Here is a 22,661-nt window from a genome sequence, read left to right as displayed (position 1 = left end):
TCGCAGCAGCTACTTAACCCGCGCCGCCGGGGGACAGCTCGAAAGGTTCCGCCAACGGCGGTACGCCCGGCAATTTCATCTTCCGTTTATAAAGCCGGCCGTCGCAAACGATATATAAGGTATCGAAATCGGCTCCGCCGAAACAAAGGGACGTGACTCCGCCTTCGGGCAGCGTCAGGATCGCACGCACCCGCCCGTTACGGTCGGCCACCTGTACCCCCATCCGGGTAGCCACATAGAGGTTCCCGTCCCGGTCGACCGCCATCGCCGAGGCTCCGCTGCTGTCGGGCGTCCCGTCGTTGCTTTCGGACACGTGCAGCCAGTAAAAACGCTGGCCGTAACGCAACGACCCGTCCGGGCCGACCAGATAGCCGTATATCCAGTGAGACTGCCGGTCGCAGGCAAAAAGCAACTTCCGGTCGGGAGACATCGCCAGGGCGGACGGGGCATTCAAACCGTCGGCGACCTTTCCCCAATCGCCGTCGGCGCGCAACAGACCGATCGTTCCGCCCGGCTCTCTCCCCGCGCCCGCTTCAGCAACATACAAATTTCCGTCGCCGACGGCAAACAGACCGGACGGGCGGATTTTCTTCAACATTTGCGACGGCTTTCCCTCCGGGCCGTAAGCCGTAATCCCGGTTTTACCGCTGCCGAAAGCCAACAATCGTCCGTCCTTCGCTACCGCCAAACCGTCGCAGGGAGCGGCGTCCGCAACAAAAGGCACAACCGTCCCCGCCGAATCCAAACGGCAAACGCTCCGGGAAAGCGAATCGCTGAAATAAACATCGCCCTGCCGGTCGGCAGCCACGGCCTTCACCGAACGATACGACGAATCGATCGAAACCCACGTTTCCCCAGGGACCAGTATGCTGCGCTGCATATCGTTGCCGGACTGCCCCCCGCCGACCGGATTCGGCCAGCCGCGCCACAGCCAGCGGATCACGTCCGGGAAAATCGCCGTGCCCTGCACGCCGTCGTGACCGCCTTCGCCCCACGCATGTCCCACTTCGTAACCGGCAAAGCTGAGCGCCGCCTCCATATCGAGGTTCCCTTTGAACCAACTGCCGAACAGCGGGTTCCACGTATCTTTCGACCCGTCCTGCAGGAAAACGCGGATCGGCTTGGGCTCCGTTTTGCGGATCAGCACCGGATAGCGATCCCCGCCGCGCATCCCGACGAACGTACCGATGCAACTGTATACGCGGCTGAATAGGTCGGGACGTTCCCACGCCGCCGTGAAGGCCCCGATCCCTCCGCTGCTGCATCCGGCGATGGCGCGGTCCTTTCCGTTTTTGGAGATCCGGATCGGCCGACCGTCCGAAGCCTTTTTAAGTTCGACGTCGGGCAGCAGTTCGGTTTCGATGAACCGGACGAAATCGTCGTTGACGGCGTCGAACTCGAAGCTGCGGTTATAACGCACGGGAAAACCGGCGCTATCGATTACAGTCCCGGAACCGACGAAAACGCCGATCGTCACCGGAATCTCTTTTTTGTGAATCAGGTTATCGAATACGACCGGCGCATTGAACTGCACGCCGTCCAGATCGAAAAACAAGCAGGCGGGTTGAGCCGGATCGTACTGAGCCGGCACATAGACCCAATATTCGCGTTGGGTGCCGGGATAAATCTTCGAATCGTCGAGCGTGAAATGCAATACTTCGCCCTGCGGAACGCCGGGTTGTACCTGCGTGTCGGGATCGGACGGATAGCTCAGGTTAGACTGATCCTGCGCCAAAGAAAAACCATGCGCCACGACCAGCGACAACGCGGCCAAAATGAATCGTTTCATCATATCAGATTAAGTTAGATCCGTAAACGGAGCTTACAATATTACCGAAATAAAAGCGAAAATCAAAACCGAATACTTATCTTTATTGCAAAGAAAAACACAGGTTATGATCGAAATACGACAACTCAATCCGAGAGAACCCTTTCCCTGGAAACTGTTGTACACGGCCGATCCGTCGCGGGAAGCGGTGGCGGACTATACCGCCCGGGGCGTCTGCTTCGGCGCCTGGGAATCGGGAAAAATCATAGGCGTATCGGTACTGCTACGCACGCGCCCTTTTACGATGGAACTGGTCAACCTCGCCGTCGAGGAGTCCTGCCAGGGCCGCGGGGTCGGGAAGCGCCTGATCCGGCATGCCGTAGAGACGGCCCGCAACGCAGGATGTACCGTCCTGGAAGTGGGAACGGGCAACTCCGGAATCGCGCAACTGGCCCTCTACCAACGCTGCGGATTCTCGATCGATTCGATCGACAAAGATTTTTTCAGCAGACACTACCGTGAAAAAATCATCGAAAACGGCATCGAGTGCCGGCACATGATTCGGCTGAAAATGGAACTCGGAGAAGAACGAATCCCTTAACCGCCGGCAGGCAGGACTAATCGGAAACCGGAACCGCCCCGTTGTACAAGCCGGCGCAAGCTTGCGAAATCAAAAATAAGGCTCCAGCAGTTTCAAAAACCGCTGCGGGGCACGGCAGGCGCGGCGCGTGGCGCTGTTCATAAAGGCGAGCGTCACCGAACCGGTATTGATCCGCTCGCCGTTTTCCCGGTAAATCTCGAAATCGAAACGCATCCGCACCTTAGGCAGTTCGGCCAGCGTGACCCGCACGGTCAGCAGATCATCGTCGTAGGCGGGAGCCCCGTAGCTGCTGTGCACGTCGAGCACCGGCAGCATCACCCCGTCCCGTTCCATCTGCCGGTAAGTCGTCCCGAACTCGCGCAGCATTTCGGTTCGCGCCACTTCGTAATAACGGATATAATTCGAATGGTGTACGATTCCCATGCAATCGGTCTCGTAATAACGCACCCGTATCTGAATGTCCCTCGTAATCATAATCGCATCGGTTATAAAAATAAAAAGCGCCTCTGCAACGAGGCGCTTCCTGTTTCACAATCGTTATTCGCCCCGGCTGTAATTCGGAGCCTCGCGGGTGATGCTCACGTCGTGCGGATGGCTTTCGAGCATTCCCGAGTTGGTGATCCGGATGAAGCGAGCCGTTTTCAGCGTCGCGATGTCTTTTGCGCCGCAATACCCCATGCCGGCGCGCAGACCGCCGATCATCTGGTAGACCACTTCGGCCAAAGTCCCCTTATACGGTACGCGGGCGGCGATCCCTTCCGGAACCAACTTTTTGATATCGTCCTCCATGTCCTGGAAATAACGGTCTTTCGATCCCTGCTGCATCGCCTCGAGCGAACCCATGCCGCGATAAGCCTTGAATTTACGTCCGTTGTAGATGATCGTCTCGCCGGGCGACTCCTCGACGCCCGCCAGCAACGATCCGGCCATCACCGCATCGGCCCCGGCGGCCAACGCCTTGACGATATCGCCCGAATAGCGCAGCCCGCCGTCGGCGATCACCGGAACGCCCGTACCGGCAACGGCCTTGGCGACGTCGTAAATCGCCGAAAGCTGCGGAACCCCCACCCCGGCAATCACGCGCGTGGTACAGATCGACCCCGGGCCGATTCCGACCTTCACGCCGGAGGTTCCGGCGGCAACCAGCATCTTCGCAGCCTCGCCCGTAGCGATATTTCCCACCACGACATCCAGGTCGGGATACTCCTTTTTCACCCTTTTCAACATTTCGATCACATGGATCGAATGTCCGTGCGCCGTATCGATTACGATGGCGTCCACCTGCGCCTCGTACAGCGCGGCCACACGCTCCATCGTGTTGTAGGTAACCCCGACGCCGGCGGCTACGCGCAAACGCCCTTTATCGTCCTTGGCCGCATTCGGGTTGGCCTGCACCTTCGTAATATCCTTGTAGGTCAGCAACCCGATCAGGCGGTTGTTGTCGTCCACGACCGGCAATTTCTCGATTTTGTTTTGCAACAGGATGTCCGAAGCGGTCTGTAGATCGGGATTGTGCGTGGTGATCAGATTGTCCTTGGTCATCACCTCCTCGATCCGGCGCGACATGTCGCGCTGGAAGCGCAGGTCGCGGTTGGTAACGATCCCGATCAGGGTGTTGTCCGGCATCACGACCGGGATACCCCCGATCCGGTTCTCCTTCATCAGCACCAGCGCATCCCCCACGGTATTATCCTTGCCGATGGTGATCGGATCGTAGATCATGCCGTTTTCGGCGCGCTTCACCTTGCGCACCTGGGCTGCCTGTTCGGCAATAGTCATATTCTTGTGGATCACGCCGATACCGCCTGCCCGGGCGATCGCGATCGCCATATCGGCCTCGGTCACCGTGTCCATAGCCGCCGAAATGATCGGCGTATTGATCTGAACGTTGCGCGAAAAACGCGAAGCAATGCTGACTTCACGGGGAAGAACTTCCGAATAGCCCGGGATGAGCAACACATCGTCGAAAGTCAATCCTTCTGTCTGTACTCTGTCTGTTAGGAACGGCATGGTATGATCTGTTTAAATAAATAATTTCGGCTCGCTTATTCGGTATATAACGCAACGTCCGGCGGGCTTATCGCCGACCGGTAATTTCGATACATCCAAGTAAATTTGTGCAAAATTAATAAATATCCGCTAAAATCCACACTACGCGACCCAACTTTTTACCGGAATTCGATGGCTACGGCAGCCGAAGCCGGCACCCCGTCAGTCCGGTCGAGACGCAACCGACGGTCGGCCGAAACGGCCAGGCGGGCCGCAAAACCGGCCTCCGAAAACTCTTTCGGCCGGCAAAACACCGGATACTCGCCCGCAGGAGGCAGCAGCTTGACCGGTTCCACGCCGGACAGCGCCCCGTCCCCTTCAAGCCGGGCGCAGATAAAATAAGGAGCGTCCAGATAATCCGCCGCACGGTAAACATCGCCCGAAAGAATCATCCGGCGAATCGCCGTCGAACTGACTTTGCTCTCGCCGACCTGCTGACACGGCATCCGTTCCAGCGCGAAACCGCATTCGGCGCTCAATGCGGAAAGCGAATCGTAGTCGCCCTCCTTGTTATGCCCCAGATGGTGATTATAGCCGACCAGCAACGCATCCATATGCAGTTTTCCGACCAGGTCGTTGCAGACGAAATCACGCGGACTGCGCCGGCTGAACGCTTTGTCGAAAGGCACGACGACCGTAGCGCCGACTCCCACAGACTCCAGCAGACTCAGTTTTTCGGGTAGCGTACTGAGCAACATCACCGGTTCGCCGCCCACGATCGTACGCGGATGCGGATGGAACGTAACGACCACGCTTTCGCCGCCCCGTTCGGCCGCCAGCGCATTGATCCGCGCGAGGATCGTCCGGTGACCGCGGTGCACGCCGTCGTAAGAACCGATCGTCACCACCGGCCGACGGATCGCGTCCGTCCTTTCGAAACCGTAAAAAACACGCATCCGGATGATCGTTTTCAGTTTTGAGCGTCCGTACTTTCCTCGGCCTCCTTGACAAAATAGGCGACCTTTTCGAGTACGGTCGTGATATCGTAATTTTCGACAAAAATCCCGCGCGGGAAATTGAGCGGCATCGAAGTGAAATTCAGCACTCCCTTGATCCCGGCATTGATGATCGGCACGACCAGTTCCGACGCGATCGACGTCGGCGACGACAGGATCACGATCTTGATGTCGGACTTCTGCACCTGCTCTTCGAAACTCTCCATGCCGTAACACGGGATGCCGTCGATCTCGTGCCCCACTTTATCCCCGTCGACGTCGAACGACGCTACGATCCGCAGTTTCGACCGGCGGCCGTTGAAATATTTCGTCAGTGCCTGTCCGAGATTCCCCATCCCGAGCACCCCGATATTGACAACGTTCGGACTGTCGAGTATCCCGCTGATAAAATCGATCAGCACCTCGACGTCGTAACCCTTTTTCGTATCGCTCGAAAAGCCGATCAGCATCAGGTCGCGCCGCACCTGAACGGCCGTAATGCCATGAATACCGGCAAGTACGTGCGAAAAGATATGCGTGATGCCCTGATTATGGCAAGCAAGCAGCGTGCGGCGGTATTCGCTCAGACGCTCGATGGTTTTTTCGGGAATTTCACTCATGCGGCAGCGGATAAAGAATACGCAAAGATAGCATTTTTCGCCGCCAATGCCCAAACCGGAGTCCGGAATCCGTCCTGGGAAACCGGCAAAACCCGGAAAAACATTATCTTTGCCGCAAATTCAATAAGCAAAGAAGGCTATGATCAAGGGAGTAATTTTCGACATGGACGGCGTTCTGGTGGACAACCGCGACGCACACATCGAGGCATTCGAAATCATTTGCAGGAAATACGGGGTTCCGTTCGACCGCGAAAAATTCATGCCTACGTTCGGCATGACCAACGACCTGATCCTCGAACGGCTGATGCCCGAGGTAATCAAGACGACGGACTGGAAAAAGATCGCCGTCGAAAAGGAAAACATCTACCGCGAAATCTTCGAGCGCACGATCGCTCCGGCCAAAGGACTGGTCGATTTCCTGAAAGCGCTGAAAAAAGAAGGGTATAAAACCGCCGTAGGATCGTCGGGCAACACGCCGAACGTCAACTTCGTGCTCGACCGTTGCGGAATCGCCGGATACTTCGACGCCATTGCCAACGGCGACATGATCACCCGCGGCAAGCCCGATCCGGAGGTCTACCTGCTGGCAGCTAAAAAACTGGAACTCGCTCCCGGCGAATGCATCGTGGTCGAAGACGCCCCGGTAGGCATCCGGGCCGCCCGCAGCGCCGGAGAATCGGTCGTCGCCATCGCTTCGACCTTCCGCCGCGAAGACCTGTCCGATTACGACATCCTGATCGACGACTTTACGCAGATCACACCGGAAGACATCCGGAATTTGAAAAAATAGCGGCGCGCCCCCGCTCCGGAATCGAAATGCGGGGAAGGTTATACGCAACGTATAACCTTCCCCGCATTTTTTCGGACCTGCGGAACAGAATCTTATTTCACGGCAGGCAAAGTAAAAGTTTCCGAATGATCGGCATTCCTCGTCCGTTCCCAGCAGGTTGTCCCCATCTTTCCGCAACTCGATTTAAGCTGCACGGACAGGGTGCCTTTGAACTGCGGAGTCCGGCTTTTCACCGGCGTCGAAATAATAAAGTCCGTACCGGCCTGAAGTTTGGTCCTCCCCGTCAGGCTGCCTTCGTACATATTGACACAGGCCGTAGAGAACGGGGCGTAAGTCGTGCGCACGCCGCTCAGGATAAAAGACCACGAAGCCTTGCATTCCGAACCGTTATCCCCGTTATCGGCAATCGTTACGTCGTTTACCGTGTAGGTATGGCTGTTGGACACGGAAATTCCTCCGCTCAGCCCGACCGTAGCCCCGGCACTCTCACCTCCGAATTTATAGGAGACGTTCCCGCCCAGGTTCCAGGAGAATCCGGACGTATAGGACTGGCTCGACTGCGTGGAAGTGGGCGAACTGCGGTGAATCTTCACATCGTTCGCATTGCTCACCGGCTCGAACGTAACGTCCACCTGCCGGCCGAACCATTCGCATACCTTGGCGATTCCGCTGACGCTTTTACTATAAACTCCCACGTACGTATTTTTAAACGGGCAGGAAATCTCCTCGTGGATATAATAGTAATTACGCTGTTCGTCTTCGCTGAATGCATACCACACGTCGAACTCCACCTGGTAGTTATTCGTATGCGATCCTTTTTTCGAACTCCGGTAGTCGCTCGACTCGATCTTCTGGGATTTGTAAATATAGAATTTGGTCGCATTCATCAGTTGGGTCAGTTCTTTCTGCTCGTCCCCGCTTTTGGTCCCGTTCGCGACCGACATTCCGGCTGTTCCGTTTACAGCAGCCAGCGCATCTTTAATTTCGGTCAGCGCCATATCGCACAACTCCCCCTGACTGAAATCGTCGGTAAAATCGCCGTCCGTATCGGTCGGTTCGAGCAGCATCGCAAGGCTCGCCGCTCCGGGTAGCGGACCGGTCCATATCCACAGGGGCAGTTCCCCGCCGTTAGGCTCCTCTTCCGCATCTCCGACCGCATACGGATTATAATTCTCCACCATGCGGCAAACCCGTTCGAAATCCTTTTCGGAACCTCCTTCCATAACCAACAGCACCCCCGCTTCGTGCATCTTTTTCAGGGCGTCCAGTCCCGCCGCGTTCCCTACGATGGAAGACGCTTCATCCACGTTGAAAAGCAGGCAGTCTCCCTGCGACGGAATCGAAACGCCGTCCCATTTCTGAGCGGAAGCGAAACGCGATACGAAATTGTCTTTCAGCGAACAACTATCCGTCGCCGCATCCGCATCGGAAAAGAAATAGAGCGTCGTATTCATTTTGACCTCTTCCTGATCCGTTTCCGGCTGCGGATCGACGTCGTACAAATCCGGGTCCACCGCATTGTCCACCGTCGGATCGTCCGTCCCTTCCTTTTCGTCCGCACAGCCGACCGTTCCCACGAACAGAGCGGCCGCCATCGCACAATACAATATCCTTTTCATCTGTTTTTTTAATTTGAACATGAAACAACGATTATATCGGCAAAGATACTGCATATGACCCGAAATCCGACATCGGAAAACGTAAATTATGACCCGGCCGAAACGTCGTTCGGCCGGAAACCTCAGGAACCGGCTTCATCCGCACCGGATTGCCCGCCTTGCTGCTTATGCGACTGAAAACGGCTCGTAATGTATACCGTAAAAATCGGGAACAGCATCATGCCCGACGCGGCCAGCACGACGGAAAGCACCTCGCCGGTACCCGTCCTCGCGAAGATATTCGACCCGACGGTGGTGACGTTCATAAAAGCCCACCACAGAGCCTCGCCGTAGGAAGTGACGGCAGGATTGACCGGATGCTCCAGCATGAAAAATACGAGACTGGCGAAATAGGTCAGCGACAGGATAATCAGAATGTAGGAAACCAGCAGGCTGGTCAGTTTGCTGCGCGTGATCCACCCCACCGTAATAGCCAACCCGTATCCGCCGCGCACCAAGGGCATCAACCGGAAAATGTAGGAAATCTCCGAAGCCGGGTTCATCTGGAAATAGGGAACCAGATGCAGGTAGGGAATCGCGACCAGGAAGAAGAGGAAATTTCGCCAGACGAACCTCATCTTTTTCGGACTCAGGTACAGCCGGTAAAAAAAGTCGATCAAAAAAACGATACAGACCCAAAACTGTATTTTCATGTACGACTTATAGTAAAGCTGCTGCGAATCGTGGAAAACTTCGAAAGACAGCGCAGCGATCACCAGCACGCTGCCCAACAACACCAGCACGTTCAGCAGATTGCGGATCGCCTTCTCGATGCGGGCGCGGACCGGAGGTTTCGAAAAGGCGGCCGGATCGCCCCCCGCCGTCCGGGACGGAACGGAAACAGAATTATTCATAACGATTGCGTAATTGGTTGAATACTCAATCCCACGCAAAAAAAATGCCTTACTGCCCCGCCCCCGAAGATCGCGCGGTTTTCGCCGGACACTCCGCAGGGGCGCGGCACGATCAATCGTGTCCGAACGCGTAACTGATCCGCACGAACATGTTCCGGGGCGACGTGATATCGGAATTGAAATTGACGATCGACGGCTGGCGGTTGAACATATTGTTCACGCCGACCGACAGCGTAACCCGCTGCGGGAACGTAGCATTGACGACGGCGTCGCAGACCGCATATCCGTCGTGATGCGCCGTATAGGTTCCCGTCCAATATTTCATACTCGCCATCGAAGAGCCGGTCATGTCCAGCACCGGCATAAAGTCTTCGTAATCCTTGGCTCCCACGTAACGCACGGCGGCATTCAGTCCGATGTAGCATTTGCGGATCATAAAACCGTAATCGGCCTGGAACGTCGCGGTATGCGGACTCGGGAAGATATACTGGGTGGAGCTCTCCGGAGCGTCGTCCGTCTGGTAGATATAGTTATAATTGGCCCGGACGAACAACCCGCGCGCCAACCGCACGTTAGCCATCACTTCCACGCCGGCGAACTGGCTGCGGTTGATATTCTCGTACTGTAAGATCGTCTCCACTCCTTCGGCATGTCCGCGCACGTCGATCTTATTGCGGAAAAAGCTTTTATAAGCGGTAGCCGAAAAATTGACGCCCTCGCGGTTGTATTCGGCGGCCAGCGAGACGTAGTGGTTCGTTTCGGGGCGCAGGCGGTCGTTTCCGCGGATCACGGTGGTTTGCCCCGGGATCGGCACCGTAAATTCCATATACATCTCCTTCAGCGACGGAGTCCGGTAGCCGCTGGCGTAATTCGCCCTGAGCGAACAGTGACCGACCGTATATTTGGCCGACAGCTTCGGCGTGACGCTCCATCCGAAACGGTTGTTGTAGTTGCCCCGCACGCCGGCTACGAAACTGAGCGCATGCCCGTTGAGAATTTCGTCCTGGACGTACAGCGATCCGGAGGTCATGCTTTCCGGCGCGTCGAAACCGAGCGAATCGCGATTCAAGTCGAAACGCAGCCGCTCATTGACCATTTCGACGCCGGTCGTCAGCCGGTTGTACTCGCCGGCCTGAAACGTCCACAGCAGACGCGGGATGTTGTACGAATGCCGTTGCTTGGGAACCGTCGCCGACGAAAGGCTGTCCAGGTTGCGGTAATAGCCGTCGTGCATGAACGACAGGTAAATCTTATTGTTCCTGTTCGGCGAGTGCTCCATCTGAGCCTTCACGTTGTAGCCGCTGTACGACTCGTAGGTCCACGGTTTCGAATTGTTCGACATCGGGTTCTCGTCGAGGATGCTGCCGTTGAAATCGTAGCGGTTCTTGCTGAAATAACTTCCGGTCACCTGAAACCTGAACTTATCGGACAGTTCGTAATCGAAACGCTGGCTGACATTGATGTCGCGCCACCCGCTGACGCTCAGTCCCCGCTTATCGGGCGCAACGCTGACCGTCGTATCGCGCACCGTCCGTCCGACGACGAATACCGGCATGCCGGTCGCCGGATCCATCTGCGGACGCATACCGACGACGTTGCCTTCCGGCCCGAGCACCGGAATCATCTTCGGCGTCATCATGTTTAGCGAATCGTAATGGCGCACTTCGTTTTTGGTTCCCACCAACCGGTAGGCATCGGTCGACCGGTACGAAAAAGCGGTCAGCGACTTGAACTTCCCAAGGTTGAAACCGATCGAGAAATCGCCCTTCAGGTTCGGCAGATCGAGCTTGTCGCGGTAAAATCGGCTGTCGCGCGGCGTAGCGCTGCCGGCCAGGCTGTCGCCTCCGTTTCGCTGGAACGGCGTGCCGTAACGCAGCGAGGCGTTGATTTCGTATTTTTGTACCGGCATCCGGGTAATCAGGTTTACGACGGCGCCCATCGCGTTCGAACCGTACAGCACCGAAGAAGCGCCGCGGACGATCTCGATCCGGGCGATGTTGTCCATCGGAATCCGCGCATAGTCGATGTTGCCGTAAGTTTCGCCGGCGATACGCTCCCCATCGACCAGGAACAGCACATAGCGCGCGTCCAACCCCTGGAACGACAGCGACGAACCGTAACCGGCCTGGTGGAACTCGACGCCGGCAAGCTCCCCTTCGAGCGCCTGCTGCAAAGTCGCCACGCCGCGCCGCTGGATGTCTTTGGCCGTAATCACCCGGGTGATAATCGGGGTGTCTTTCAACATCAGCGGCGTGCGCGTAGCCGTCACCACCACTTCATTCATATTGTAGGATAAACTGTCGGGGGGCAATGCGGAAACTTTTCCGGTTTCCGCCGCAAATCCGCGGGATACCGCTACGACAGACAGGACAAGGCATAAAATCCGTCTCTTCATTTGCTCTCTCAAAATTTGGGTTACCGAGCTCTCAATTTTTGCAAAGCTAAAACTATTTTATGGAAAAATGGTATACGCGATGAAAGAAAAACAAAACCGTTTTGTAACTTTGCGCACCCGGACAAGGTCGAAACAAACGTCGGAATACGCAGAGCCCCTATCCGGCCAATATTTAACAAGGCGCTTAACGCCGAAAATTCTTTTATGCCGAACGTTCGATATTACATTTTCCTGCTGGGTATGCTGTTTCTCGCGCCGGCCTGCCGCGAAAAGACCGCGAGCGATTTCGAAATCTGGGGACTGGATGTCTCGCGGCACCAGCAAAATGTCAACTGGGAAAAAGTCATCGAAAGCGAAAAACCTTATTTCGTACTGATCAAGGCCACCGAAGGAACGCTGATCGTCGATCCGACCTACGAACAGCACCGCAAAGAACTCGAAAAGGCAGGTATCCCGTGGGGAGCCTATCATTTTTTCGGACACCGCACCTCCGGCAAGGAGCAGGCGCGGAATTTTATTAAAACGGCCAAACTACAAAAGGGGAACTTCCTTCCGGTGCTCGACATCGAACCGCACCGTTTCATGACCGATCCGAAAAAAATGGTCCGAGAGGCGAAAGCCTTTTGCAACGAAATCAAACGCTATTACGGAACCAATCCGATCATATACTGCTCGACGAATTTTTACGAAACATACCTGCACGGAGACTTCAAGGCAAAAAACTACCCGCTTTGGATCGCCGATTACCGCGGGTGCCCCGAGCTGGACTGGCAAATCTGGCAGCATACCGATTCGCATACGATTTCCGGCATACGGCGCAAGGTCGACCGGAACGTCTTCCGAGGCAGTGAACAAGAACTTCAAAAGCTGATTTTGCAATGAATATAGAAACGGATTTTCTGGTCGTCGGCAGCGGTATCGCCGGACTCAGCTTCGCGCTGAAAGCCGCCGAATACGGAAAGGTAATGATCGTCACCAAAGGCGAGCTCGGCGAATGCAACACGGATTACGCGCAGGGCGGCATCGCATCGGTAATGTACGATCCCGACACGTTCGAGAAACACATCCACGACACGCTGGTGTGCGGCGCGGGCATTTGCGACCGGGCGGCGGTCGAACAGGTCGTGACGCATGCGCCGACGGTCATCAAACAACTGATCCACTGGGGCGCGAAATTCGACAAGGACGGCTCGGGACGCTACGAACTGGCCCGCGAAGGAGGGCACAGCGAGCACCGCATCCTGCACCACAAAGACATCACCGGCCACGAGATCGAACGCGCGCTGATGCGCCGCGTCAAGCGCCACCACAACATCGAAATCTACGAGCATCATTTCGCGGTCGACATCCTGACGCAGCACCACCTGGGCAAGTTGGTCAAAAAAAGCACGCCGGACATCACCTGCTTCGGCGCTTACGTGCTGAATCTGAAAAAGCATGAAATCTATACGGTGCTGGCCAAAATAACGGTCATGGCCACCGGCGGGGTCGGCAATATTTACCATACGACGACCAACCCGGCCGTAGCGACCGGCGACGGCATCGCGATGGTACACCGCGCGAAGGGAGCGGTCGAAAACATGCAGTTCCTACAGTTCCACCCGACCTCGCTGTACAACCCCGGCGAACGGCCGTCGTTTCTGATCAGCGAGGCGATGCGCGGGTTCGGCGCGCTGCTCAGGCTGCAAAACGGCAAGGAGTTCATGCACAAATACCACCCGATGGGGTCGCTCGCGCCGCGCGACGTTGTGGCGCGCAGCATCGACCACGAAATGAAAATATCGGGCGACGAATTCGTTTACCTCGACATCACGCACAAAGACCCGAAAGAGGTCATCAACCACTTCCCGAACATTTATCAGAAATGCCTGTCGGTCGGCATCGACCTGACCAAGGATATGATCCCGGTCGTGCCGGCGGCGCATTACTGCTGCGGCGGCGTGAAGGTCAACCTGAACGGGGAGTCGTCGATCCGGCACCTGTACGCGCTCGGCGAAACCTCTTCGACCGGTCTGCACGGCGGCAACCGCCTGGCGTCGAATTCGCTGATGGAAGCCGCCGTCTATGCCGACGTAGCGGCGCAGCACGCCATCTCGCTGCTGAATACGATCGAGTTGCAGCGCAATATTCCGGCCTGGGACTACGAAGGCACGGCCATCCCGGAAGAGATGGCACTGATTACGCAGAATTACAAGGAGATGCAGCTGATCATGAGTAATTATGTCGGCATCGTGCGCTCGAACCTGCGGCTCGAACGGGCCAAACGCCGCCTCGAAATCATTTTCAAAGAGACCGAGGAGTTGTACCTGAAATCGACCCTCAGTCAGCACCTGTGCGAACTGCGCAACATGATCGCCGTGGGCTATCTGATCATCAAGCAAGCCGAGGCGATGCACGAAAGCGTCGGGCTGCACTACTCGATCGACTATCCGGCCAAACCCGTAAACATGGAATAATGTTCAGAATAACCGCCTTTCTACTGTGCGCGCTGGCGCTGCTCGGCTCGTGCGCGAACGAACGGCAGGACGACCGGACGGCCGACCTGCGCGGCAAAAGCGTGCTCGTATTCACCGGGCATGGCGACGGCTATGTACATGAAAATATCGCGGCGTCGGCGCGGATGCTGCAGGAGATGGCCGCCGAAAACGGCTTTGCAGCCGATACTACGTCGAACACAGCCGTTTTCTGCGACGACTCGCTGTCGAAATACGACGCGATCGTCTACGCGAACGCGAGCTATGTCGAACCGTTGCTGGACACGGCGCAGCGCGGCGCTTTCGAGCGGTTCGTCCGGCGCGGCGGCGGTTTCGTCGGCCTGCATGCGGCAGCCTGTACCGGACGCGGCTGGGAATGGTTCACGCAGATGATCGGCGGACGATTCGACTTTCATCCGCCGCTGCAACGACTGACGCTGAAAGTGGTCGACCAATCCCATCCTTCGACCGCACAGTTGCCCGATACGCTACAAACCGAAGACGAACTGTACGTATTCAAACGGCTGAACCCCGAAGCGCGGATCCTGGCCATCTGGGAAACCGCCGGCGTGGACTGGGCCGGCCGCGAACCGGAAGCGCTGACGCCGAGTATCCCGGCCGTATGGTGCAATCAGTTCGACGGCGGGCGCAGTTGGTACACCGCCCTGGGACACGACAGCCAAAATTACGACGACCCGCAATACCGGGCGCAGGTGCTCGGCGCACTCCGCTGGGTCGCCGCCGGGCCGGCTCCGGAAAAACAACCGTAACACCGTAACGAACGAAACGATGGAATTAGAACAGGAAATACGACGCAGGCGGACATTCGCCATCATCAGCCACCCGGACGCAGGGAAAACGACGCTAACCGAAAAACTGCTGCTCTTCGGCGGGGCCATCCACGTGGCCGGGGCCGTCAAATCGAACAAAATCAAAAAGGGAGCCACGTCGGACTTCATGGAGATCGAACGACAGCGAGGAATCTCGGTCGCCACATCGGTCATGGGCTTCGAATATAAGGATGTAAAAATCAACATTCTGGATACGCCGGGGCACGAAGATTTCGCCGAAGACACCTACCGCACGCTGACGGCCGTCGACAGTGTGATCATCGTGATCGACGGAGCCAAAGGCGTCGAAACGCAGACCCGCAAGCTGATGGAAGTGTGCCGGATGCGCAATACGCCCGTAATGGTTTTCATCAACAAACTCGACCGGCCGTGCAAAGATCCGTTCGACCTGCTCGACGAGATCGAAAAAGAGCTGAAAATCAAGGTGCGTCCGCTAGCATGGCCGATTAGCACCGGGCCGACGTTCAAAGGCGTGTACGACCTGTACGGCGACCGGCTGTCGCTATTCTTCGGCGCCGACAAGCAGTCGGCCGAAGGGGAAACGCTCGACGTCAAACTGAACGATCCGGCTATCGACAGGTACATCGAACCGTTCACGCAGCATCTGCGCGACGACCTGGAACTGGTCGAAGGGGTCTATCCGCCGTTCGAACTGGACAGTTACCGGGCCGGAACGGTCGCGCCGGTTTTCTTCGGCAGCGCGCTGAACAATTTCGGCGTCCGCGAGTTGCTCGACTGTTTTATCGACATCGCCCCGTCGCCGGGGAAATCGCATACGGCGCAACGCGACATCGACCCGTACGAACCCAAACTGACCGGATTCGTCTTTAAAATCCATGCGAACATGGACCCGAACCACCGCGACAGGATCGCCTTCCTGAAGATTTGTTCGGGAGTTTTCGAACGCAATAAACCGTACCTGCATGTACGCTCCGGCAAAAACATCAAGTTCGCCGCGCCGACCGCATTTATGGCCGAAAAGAAATCGGTGATCGACGAAGCCTTCCCGGGCGATATCGTCGGCCTGCACGACACCGGCAACTTCAAAATAGGCGACACGTTTACCGAAGGCGAACAGTTGCAGTTCGTCGGCATCCCGAGCTTCTCGCCGGAGTTGTTCCGTTACATCGAAAACGGCGACCCGATGAAATTCAAGCAACTGGCCAAAGGGATCGACCAACTGATGGACGAAGGCGTGGCCCAACTGTTCACCAGCAAGATGAACGGCCGCAAGATCATCGGCACGGTCGGGGCGTTGCAGTTCGAAGTGATTCAGTACCGGCTCGAACACGAATACGGCGCGCTGTGCCGCTACGAACCGGTGCAGGTGTACAAAGCCTGCTGGGTCGAGTCGGATAACGAGGCGCAAATGGAGGATTTCCGCAAACGGAAGTTCAACAGCATGGCGCTCGACAAGCACGGCCGCGAAGTCTTCCTTGCAGACACTTCGTACGCGCTGTCGCTGGCCCAGGAGAAATTTCCGGACATCCGGTTCCACTTCACATCCGAATTTTAAGATACGCCGATAGTTTATAATAATCCGGATAACAAAATCACAATAAAAAATTTTGTTATCCGGATTATTTATTTTAATTTTAGTTCCTGAATATTATATATTATTGCTTATGAAATAAAAAATACATTATTCTTTGAGATGAATGAAAGCACATAATTCAAGATGTAACCGATTGTTGCATACTCAATATCTATCGCTATAAATTAATGTGTATTAAAAACTTCAACCTAATTATCTATTATGAAAAAGATCAAATTACTAGGATTCATTTGCGCCGTATTTACAGTCATTACATTTTGGGCATGCTCCAAAGACAGCGAAAGTTATCAACCCGACGAATTTCTCCAATTCAGCGGTAACGTGAATTTCTCACAGCTTAACAACGCCGAATCCGTTATATTACAAAAAGCGCAAAAAAGAATCGACAAGCACATCCGCCTTTCGAACGGACAGTTTTCGATGGACATTCAATCGGGAAAAGAAGCGGGCATGTCGGAAGAAATATTCAATTTTTTCTCCAACTGCATGAAATCCAGCAACGAAAATATTCGTAAAGCACAATCTGCCGGATTTGCCGTTATTCAGACAGGCTCAAAAAGTCTTCAGATCATCAATCCTGACAAACAGATACCTTTTGCATTAACAAAAACAGATACCGAGATTCCCGAAGGTGGAATTACCGGAGTTCAATCTTTCTGGTGGGGAAGTAAAACTTATTTTTCCAATGCTGATTTAAAAGAAGCGGCTGATATATTAAATACGGGAGGTGATCTTAGTGCTTTATTAGGAGGATTCGGCTTTATACCGGCCGCAGTCACAAGCTGTTTATTAAACTGGCAAGCAAGGGAATATGCGAAGGCAGCAGAAAATAATCCCAATGGAATAGTCATATCAGAAGTCGCCGGAGTCATTAAGATCGGTGAAAGCGGTCAAAATCCTGGCGACATTGTAGATTTAGATGATTGGGTATTATGATATCAAAAAAAATCATGGTATACAAAGATTTACTGACAGTTCTTGCGATAACAATAATTGCAGTGTTACTGTTGATTGAAAGTATTCTGTCTAAAGCATGGGATGGGGTATTTCTAATTGTTTTTTTATCGATTTGTTTTATATGTAATGGACTCATTAAAAATAAAACGATTTTGTGGATTGTCAGAATGGTATTATTTGCAATCGCGATTATAAATCTTATTTATCATAAGGAACTTTTTGGCCGTTAAGTTTTTTATGAAAATGTTTTCGGATAGATGATAAACCGGGATTAACTAATAATTATCATGATTGCAAAATAACAAAAGACAAAGAAAAGCTCCTCTATATCCTATTTATGATATTGGGAATAGTATTAGTAATAAGTAGTATCCAGTCTCATTTTTGGTTTAGAGCTTTTTCAACCAGCCTAATTGTTAATAGTTATTTATTTGTTACATCTTTATTAAAAATAAAATCATTTCACGTGCCATAAGATGGAGCCTGGCAGTCGTGTAGATCTTTTATTATTTTTCGCGATAAAATTTTTGGCAGTTAGGACTTTCGTTATTGCACTTTTTCAGGATCCGGCTGAAATCGGTTTCAGCCGGATCTTGATTTGACGATCGATTAAAATCCGCTACCTCATACAACAGACTGACATGTATCAAATAGTAGGCATCGTACTTATGTTAGTGAGTTGCATCGGAAGTGTGTTGTTGCCGCATTACTTCGATTGGAATACGGAACAATCCATGACACTGCGATTGGTTACCGCTCTGGTCTTATCGGTAGTGTCTATCCGATTGTGCGGAATATTCCCGCGCAAAGTTCTTTCGCTAAACCGCGGAGAACAGTTTCTCTATATATGGCTAACCGCCATAGGATGCCTCTGCTTGTTGTCCGGACAGCCGTCCGCCGAACCGCTGTTTTCCGCCGGTTTGATCGGAAGCCTGTTTTTACTGCTAAAATATTGTTTTAACGAAACGACGATCCGCAGGCTGTTTATTCCGCTGGTCGCCACCGGTTGCTGCGAAGCCACTTACGGACTGTTACAAAACAAATCCGTTCTGGGAGCGCAGGGGCACTTCGATAACCCGGCCGGATTCGCCGCAACGATGGTCGCATTGCTGCCGTTCGCAATCCTGTTGATCCGGGAAACCGGAACGCTGAATCGAACAGTCGGCATCAGCGGCACACTGCTTTTTATCACCGCCATCGTCGTATCGGAATCACGAGCCGGTATCGTAGCCGCCATCACCATAGGACTATTATCGCTGCCCCGGGGGCTGTTTCGCCGCTTCTGCCGCCGCATCCGGATTGTATCCGGCGCTTTCCTGCTCTTTTTCCTGATCGCATGTACGGTTTTACTATACCAGTACAAAAAAGATTCGGCGGACGGACGCCTGCTGATCTGGCAGTGCTCCTGGAATATGATCCGGGACCGGCCACTGCTGGGGCACGGGCCAAACGGATTTACCGCCAAATACATGTTATACCAGGCCGATTATTTCGCCGAAAAACCGGACAGCCGCTTGGCTCCGCTGGCAGACAATACCAAACACCCTTTCAATGAGTATCTCGGATGTGCGGTAAGTTTCGGTCTATTGGGAATCCTGCTCCTGGGCGGTCTTTTCATCGCTATGTTGCTCATATCTCCGAAAAAAACTCCATACAAAAAAACGGGTTTGACCTCGATTGCGGCAATAGCTGTTCTTGCCTTGTTCAGCTACCCGTTGCATTATACGATCATGCTCTGTTTCCTAACGCTCGATCTGTTCCTGGTGACCGGAAAGGAAAAAACGCCCGAACGCAGGATTCCGATCCGGATAATTCGGTTATCGGTAATTCCTTTCGCCCTTTTCTCGATCTCCACAACTGTCAGGCGGATTAAATCGGAAATACATTGGAACAAATCGAAGCAAACGATCCTCGCAGAAGCAAATTCCAGAGGATACGACGATTTGTATTCCGATTTAGGCGGCGAACCGTTGTTTTTATATAATTACGGAGCCGTGCTCAACCGTATCGGAAAATACAGACAAAGCCGCCTGATTTTAACCGAATGCGAAAAGCAATTCAATGACTGCGACTTACAAATAATCCAAGCGGACAACTATTTCCGGATCGGAAATTACAAACAGGCCGAAATACATGCAAAACTGGCTTCAAATATGTGCCCTAACCGTTTTGTTCCATTATATCAACTGGTTGAAATTTACGACAAAACCGCAAGGGAAGAAGAAGCCGTCTCATTGGCCCGGCACATGATCGATATGAAAGTAAAAGTTCCTTCGGAAACCGTATCTCTGATACGATACCGGATAGGAAAATTACTCGAAAAGGGAGAGTAAACACCTTCCAAAAACATACATTCCTATACAGCTCCGTACGCCGAATTTTCAAATTATAGAAATTCCTATTAACAACGTCCGTTTTCTTTGGAAAACCGCCGGATAAACTATATCTTGGCAACCAAACCTAACACCTTTGAAACCCTACATACGCTTTACCTTCGCCTTTTTATCGCTTCTGTCGGCAGGTACCGCGCTCGCCCAAACCAAAACGGGATCACTGCACGGCGTAGTGGTCGATTCGGCGCAGCGTGTCCCGCTGATCGGAGCGACCGTAACCGTCGCTTCGCCTTTCGACACGGTCACCGTAATCACCGACAGGCAAGGAGCTTTCTCGATCGGACGAATACGCGATACGCTCGTCCGCACCCGAATCTCATACATCGGCTACCGGGATTTTTCGAGCCGGGTACGGATCGAGCCGAAAGGCACGCGGATGGATACGGTGGCGCTCGGAACAGCCGATTACCAGCTCGAAGCGGCCGTCGTACAGGGCGAACGCCCGCTGATGGGGCAGCGCGGCGACACGCTGATTTACCACGCCGAAGCGATACGAGTGCTGCCCGGCGACGAGAGTATGCAATTGGTGCTGCGGATGCCCGGCATGGAAGTCAAAGACGGAAAGATCACCGTGATGGGGAAAGTCGTCGAACGCACCTACGTCGACGGCAGGCCGCTGTTCGGGGAAAATTCCGAATCGGCGCTGCAATACCTCGAAGCCCGCGACGTGATCGATATCCAGGTATACGAAGAGCTGGTCGAAGAGGAAAAAATCAAGAACAACGCGAACGGGAAAAAACGCACGGTCATGAACCTCATAACCCGCAGCAAACCCGAAAAGAGCATCAACGTCCGCGTCGAGGGCGGCTACGGAACCGACCTGGACGAAGGGGCCGACGGTCGGCACGGAGAGCGTTACCGGGCCGGCGGGACATACCGCTATTTCTCGGAAAAACGAAGCATGGGCGTACGCGCAGGAACCAACAACAGCAGCCAGGGGTCGGGCTACAATAAAAACACCTACGCCTCGGCCGACTTTTCGAAGCGCTGGGGGAAAGAATTTTTCATCGACGGCAACTACAGCTACAACAACGATTTCAACCGCTCGCAGTCGATCTCCCGGCAGGTTTATTTTCCGACCGAGGATTACCAGTCGCGCACTTACGACGATACGTCCAGAACCGAAAACGGATCGCAGAACCACCACGTCTCGCTGCACATGCGCTACAATACGAAAAACGACTTTCTGTTTTTCGCCCCGAACGCCCGTTTCTCGCGCAGCGTCTCCCGGAGTTACCGCGGCGCGCTGAACATGCTCGACGGCGAAACGCTGAACCGGGTCGCCACCTCGCAACGCAGCGACGGCGACAGTTACAACATCTCCGAAAACCTGGCCTGGTCGCATGCGTTCAAAGAAGGGAAGCACGGATTCAACCTGTCCGCGGACGGCACGCTGAGCAAAAACAACGACGACGGCTGGCAGGTCGATTCGCTCTCTTCAACCAGCGACCGCACCTACTTGGAAAACACGGCCGAAGGCCACAACCGTTCCGTTTCGGGCGGCATCGGCTACTTCTACCGTTTCAAGGAAAAATACTCGGTCGGGGTCAATTATCACATTTCCTATGAAAACAGCCGGTCGAAACGGCTTGCCGTCGACCGTTTCACCGGGCAGGTCGACACCTCGCTGACCTACGACTACTCGCGCAACTATACGACCCAGAACTACACCTTCAACATCAGCCATTTCACCGAGAAGCTCTACTTCGCCGTCAATGCCGGATACCGGTCTTCCCGGCTCAACAAGGACGAAGCGTTCCCGGACGAACGGCGCGACCGAATCACGTTCCGCAGCTTCCAGCCTTCGGCGTCGCTGAACTATACGATCAGCCCGACGCGGCGCATCTACGTCAACTACTCGTCCAACGCGCAACAGCCCGGGGTCGAACAGCTCCGCAACGAACTGAACTACCAGAATCCGCTCAGTCTGTCGGGCGGCAATCCGGATCTGAAACAAAGCAACATGCACTCGGTATACATCGGATATACCGCCGCCAAAACCGAAAAATCGCGCACGTTCAGTCTCAACTTCAACGGTAGCGTCACCGCCCGCGAGATCGCCACCAAACAGGTATTCTTCACCGAAGACACGCCGCTGCCCGAATACAACGGCTACATCGCTCCGAAAGGCGCTACGCTGACCACGCCGGTCAACGTGAACGGCGCCGGATCGATGCGGCTCGGCGCCGGCTACTCGCTACCGGTCAAAGCGCTCGACATCACGTTCAGCGCCAACGCCGGATGCGCTTACAGCCGGCGCCCCACCTATATCGGCGACGAGCTGAACTACACGAACAGCCTCTCTCCGAACCTCAGCCTCAGCTTGATCGGCAACAAATCCCTCGTCTACCAGTTTTCGCTGTACACCAATACGGCGTACAACCGCACGTCGAACTCCCGGAAATCGGACAACAACACAATCAACCAGACCGTAGCGACGAACCTGACCGTCAACATCGTCAAAAAGATATACGTCACGGCCAACTACAACTACTCGCTCTATCACAACTTCTCGTACGCCGACGGCGACGTGAACACGCACATCCTGAACCTAACGTTCGGCTGCAAGCTGTTCAAAAAACGACAGGGCGACATCAACATCACCGCCTACGACTTGCTGAACCGCACCGCCAACTTCTCGACCAGCATGTTGGCCGACTACATCAGTTACAACTGGACGCAACGCTCCGGACGCTATCTGATGTTGAAACTCAGTTACAAATTCGACAAAACGGGAAAACTGAAAAAGAGAGATTAGCAT

At 54.4% G+C, this 22,661-nt stretch carries 17 protein-coding genes; 9 read left to right on the top strand and 8 right to left on the bottom strand.

What is annotated here, in order from left to right:
* Positions 1–13: 13 nt before the first annotated feature.
* On the bottom strand, positions 14–1,792 hold the full coding sequence (locus GFH31_RS12050) for an SMP-30/gluconolactonase/LRE family protein (RefSeq protein ID WP_216645967.1): 1,779 nt from the start codon (positions 1,790–1,792) through the stop codon (positions 14–16).
* A 103-nt stretch (positions 1,793–1,895) separates the two neighbouring features.
* Here GFH31_RS12050 and GFH31_RS12045 point away from each other — a divergent pair, with 103 nt between their 5' ends.
* Positions 1,896–2,369, top strand: coding sequence for a GNAT family N-acetyltransferase (locus GFH31_RS12045; protein ID WP_055205557.1), 474 nt, complete (start codon positions 1,896–1,898; stop codon positions 2,367–2,369).
* 69 nt (positions 2,370–2,438) lie between these two features.
* Here GFH31_RS12045 and GFH31_RS12040 read toward each other — a convergent pair whose 3' ends face one another.
* The 4 genes from GFH31_RS12040 to GFH31_RS12025 form a co-directional block, all read right to left on the bottom strand.
* Positions 2,439–2,843, bottom strand: coding sequence for an acyl-CoA thioesterase (locus GFH31_RS12040; protein ID WP_101570958.1), 405 nt, complete (start codon positions 2,841–2,843; stop codon positions 2,439–2,441).
* Positions 2,844–2,906: 63 nt separating this feature from the next.
* The gene (guaB, locus tag GFH31_RS12035) at positions 2,907–4,379 is read right to left on the bottom strand and encodes an IMP dehydrogenase (RefSeq protein WP_153497991.1); all 1,473 of its coding nucleotides are present in this window, start codon (positions 4,377–4,379) and stop codon (positions 2,907–2,909) included.
* A 158-nt stretch (positions 4,380–4,537) separates the two neighbouring features.
* A complete protein-coding gene (locus tag GFH31_RS12030; protein WP_055205554.1) occupies positions 4,538–5,314 on the bottom strand; it encodes a hypothetical protein in 777 nt (258 codons plus the stop codon).
* A gap of 14 nt (positions 5,315–5,328) precedes the next feature.
* Positions 5,329–5,973 (bottom strand): redox-sensing transcriptional repressor Rex, encoded by a 645-nt coding sequence (locus GFH31_RS12025; RefSeq protein ID WP_055205553.1) that lies wholly within the window; start codon positions 5,971–5,973, stop codon positions 5,329–5,331.
* A gap of 139 nt (positions 5,974–6,112) precedes the next feature.
* On the opposite strand from GFH31_RS12025, the gene GFH31_RS12020 reads away from it, so the two are divergent.
* The gene (locus GFH31_RS12020; RefSeq protein WP_055205552.1) at positions 6,113–6,763 is read left to right on the top strand and encodes an HAD family hydrolase; all 651 of its coding nucleotides are present in this window, start codon (positions 6,113–6,115) and stop codon (positions 6,761–6,763) included.
* 92 nt (positions 6,764–6,855) lie between these two features.
* Here GFH31_RS12020 and GFH31_RS12015 read toward each other — a convergent pair whose 3' ends face one another.
* The 3 genes from GFH31_RS12015 to GFH31_RS12005 form a co-directional block, all read right to left on the bottom strand.
* A complete protein-coding gene (locus tag GFH31_RS12015; protein WP_147387408.1) occupies positions 6,856–8,382 on the bottom strand; it encodes a hypothetical protein in 1,527 nt (508 codons plus the stop codon).
* 122 nt (positions 8,383–8,504) lie between these two features.
* Complete coding sequence (locus tag GFH31_RS12010; RefSeq protein WP_153497990.1) at positions 8,505–9,275, bottom strand: potassium channel family protein; 771 nt, start codon at positions 9,273–9,275, stop codon at positions 8,505–8,507.
* A 112-nt stretch (positions 9,276–9,387) separates the two neighbouring features.
* Entirely contained in the window at positions 9,388–11,559 is a 2,172-nt protein-coding gene (locus GFH31_RS12005; RefSeq protein ID WP_228385766.1) for a TonB-dependent receptor plug domain-containing protein, read from the bottom strand.
* 315 nt (positions 11,560–11,874) lie between these two features.
* Here GFH31_RS12005 and GFH31_RS12000 point away from each other — a divergent pair, with 315 nt between their 5' ends.
* The 7 genes from GFH31_RS12000 (at position 11,875) to GFH31_RS11970 (ending at position 22,658) form a co-directional block, all read left to right on the top strand.
* Positions 11,875–12,552: a glycoside hydrolase family 25 protein gene (locus GFH31_RS12000; RefSeq protein ID WP_101570963.1), complete on the top strand. Its 678-nt coding sequence runs from the start codon at positions 11,875–11,877 to the stop codon at positions 12,550–12,552.
* Positions 12,549–14,126 (top strand): L-aspartate oxidase, encoded by a 1,578-nt coding sequence (gene nadB / locus GFH31_RS11995; protein ID WP_153497989.1) that lies wholly within the window; start codon positions 12,549–12,551, stop codon positions 14,124–14,126. Before GFH31_RS12000 ends, nadB begins: the two co-directional genes overlap by 4 nt.
* Entirely contained in the window at positions 14,126–14,914 is a 789-nt protein-coding gene (locus GFH31_RS11990; protein ID WP_118656956.1) for a ThuA domain-containing protein, read from the top strand. Before nadB ends, GFH31_RS11990 begins: the two co-directional genes overlap by 1 nt.
* A 19-nt stretch (positions 14,915–14,933) precedes the next feature.
* Positions 14,934–16,511 carry a peptide chain release factor 3 gene (locus GFH31_RS11985; protein ID WP_118656954.1) on the top strand — a complete coding sequence of 526 codons (1,578 nt, stop codon included), beginning with the start codon at positions 14,934–14,936 and terminating at the stop codon, positions 16,509–16,511.
* Positions 16,512–16,751: 240 nt separating this feature from the next.
* Positions 16,752–17,486 (top strand): hypothetical protein, encoded by a 735-nt coding sequence (locus GFH31_RS11980; protein WP_055205546.1) that lies wholly within the window; start codon positions 16,752–16,754, stop codon positions 17,484–17,486.
* 755 nt (positions 17,487–18,241) lie between these two features.
* Entirely contained in the window at positions 18,242–19,840 is a 1,599-nt protein-coding gene (locus GFH31_RS11975; protein WP_172970757.1) for an O-antigen ligase family protein, read from the top strand.
* Between the two features lie 136 nt (positions 19,841–19,976).
* Entirely contained in the window at positions 19,977–22,658 is a 2,682-nt protein-coding gene (locus GFH31_RS11970; protein ID WP_153497988.1) for a TonB-dependent receptor domain-containing protein, read from the top strand.
* Positions 22,659–22,661 lie beyond the last annotated feature (3 nt).

The organism is Alistipes sp. dk3624 (genome assembly GCF_009557455.1).
GTDB classification, from domain to species: domain Bacteria; phylum Bacteroidota; class Bacteroidia; order Bacteroidales; family Rikenellaceae; genus Alistipes_A; species Alistipes_A hominis.
This window is presented reverse-complemented; position numbering and strand designations above follow the sequence as displayed.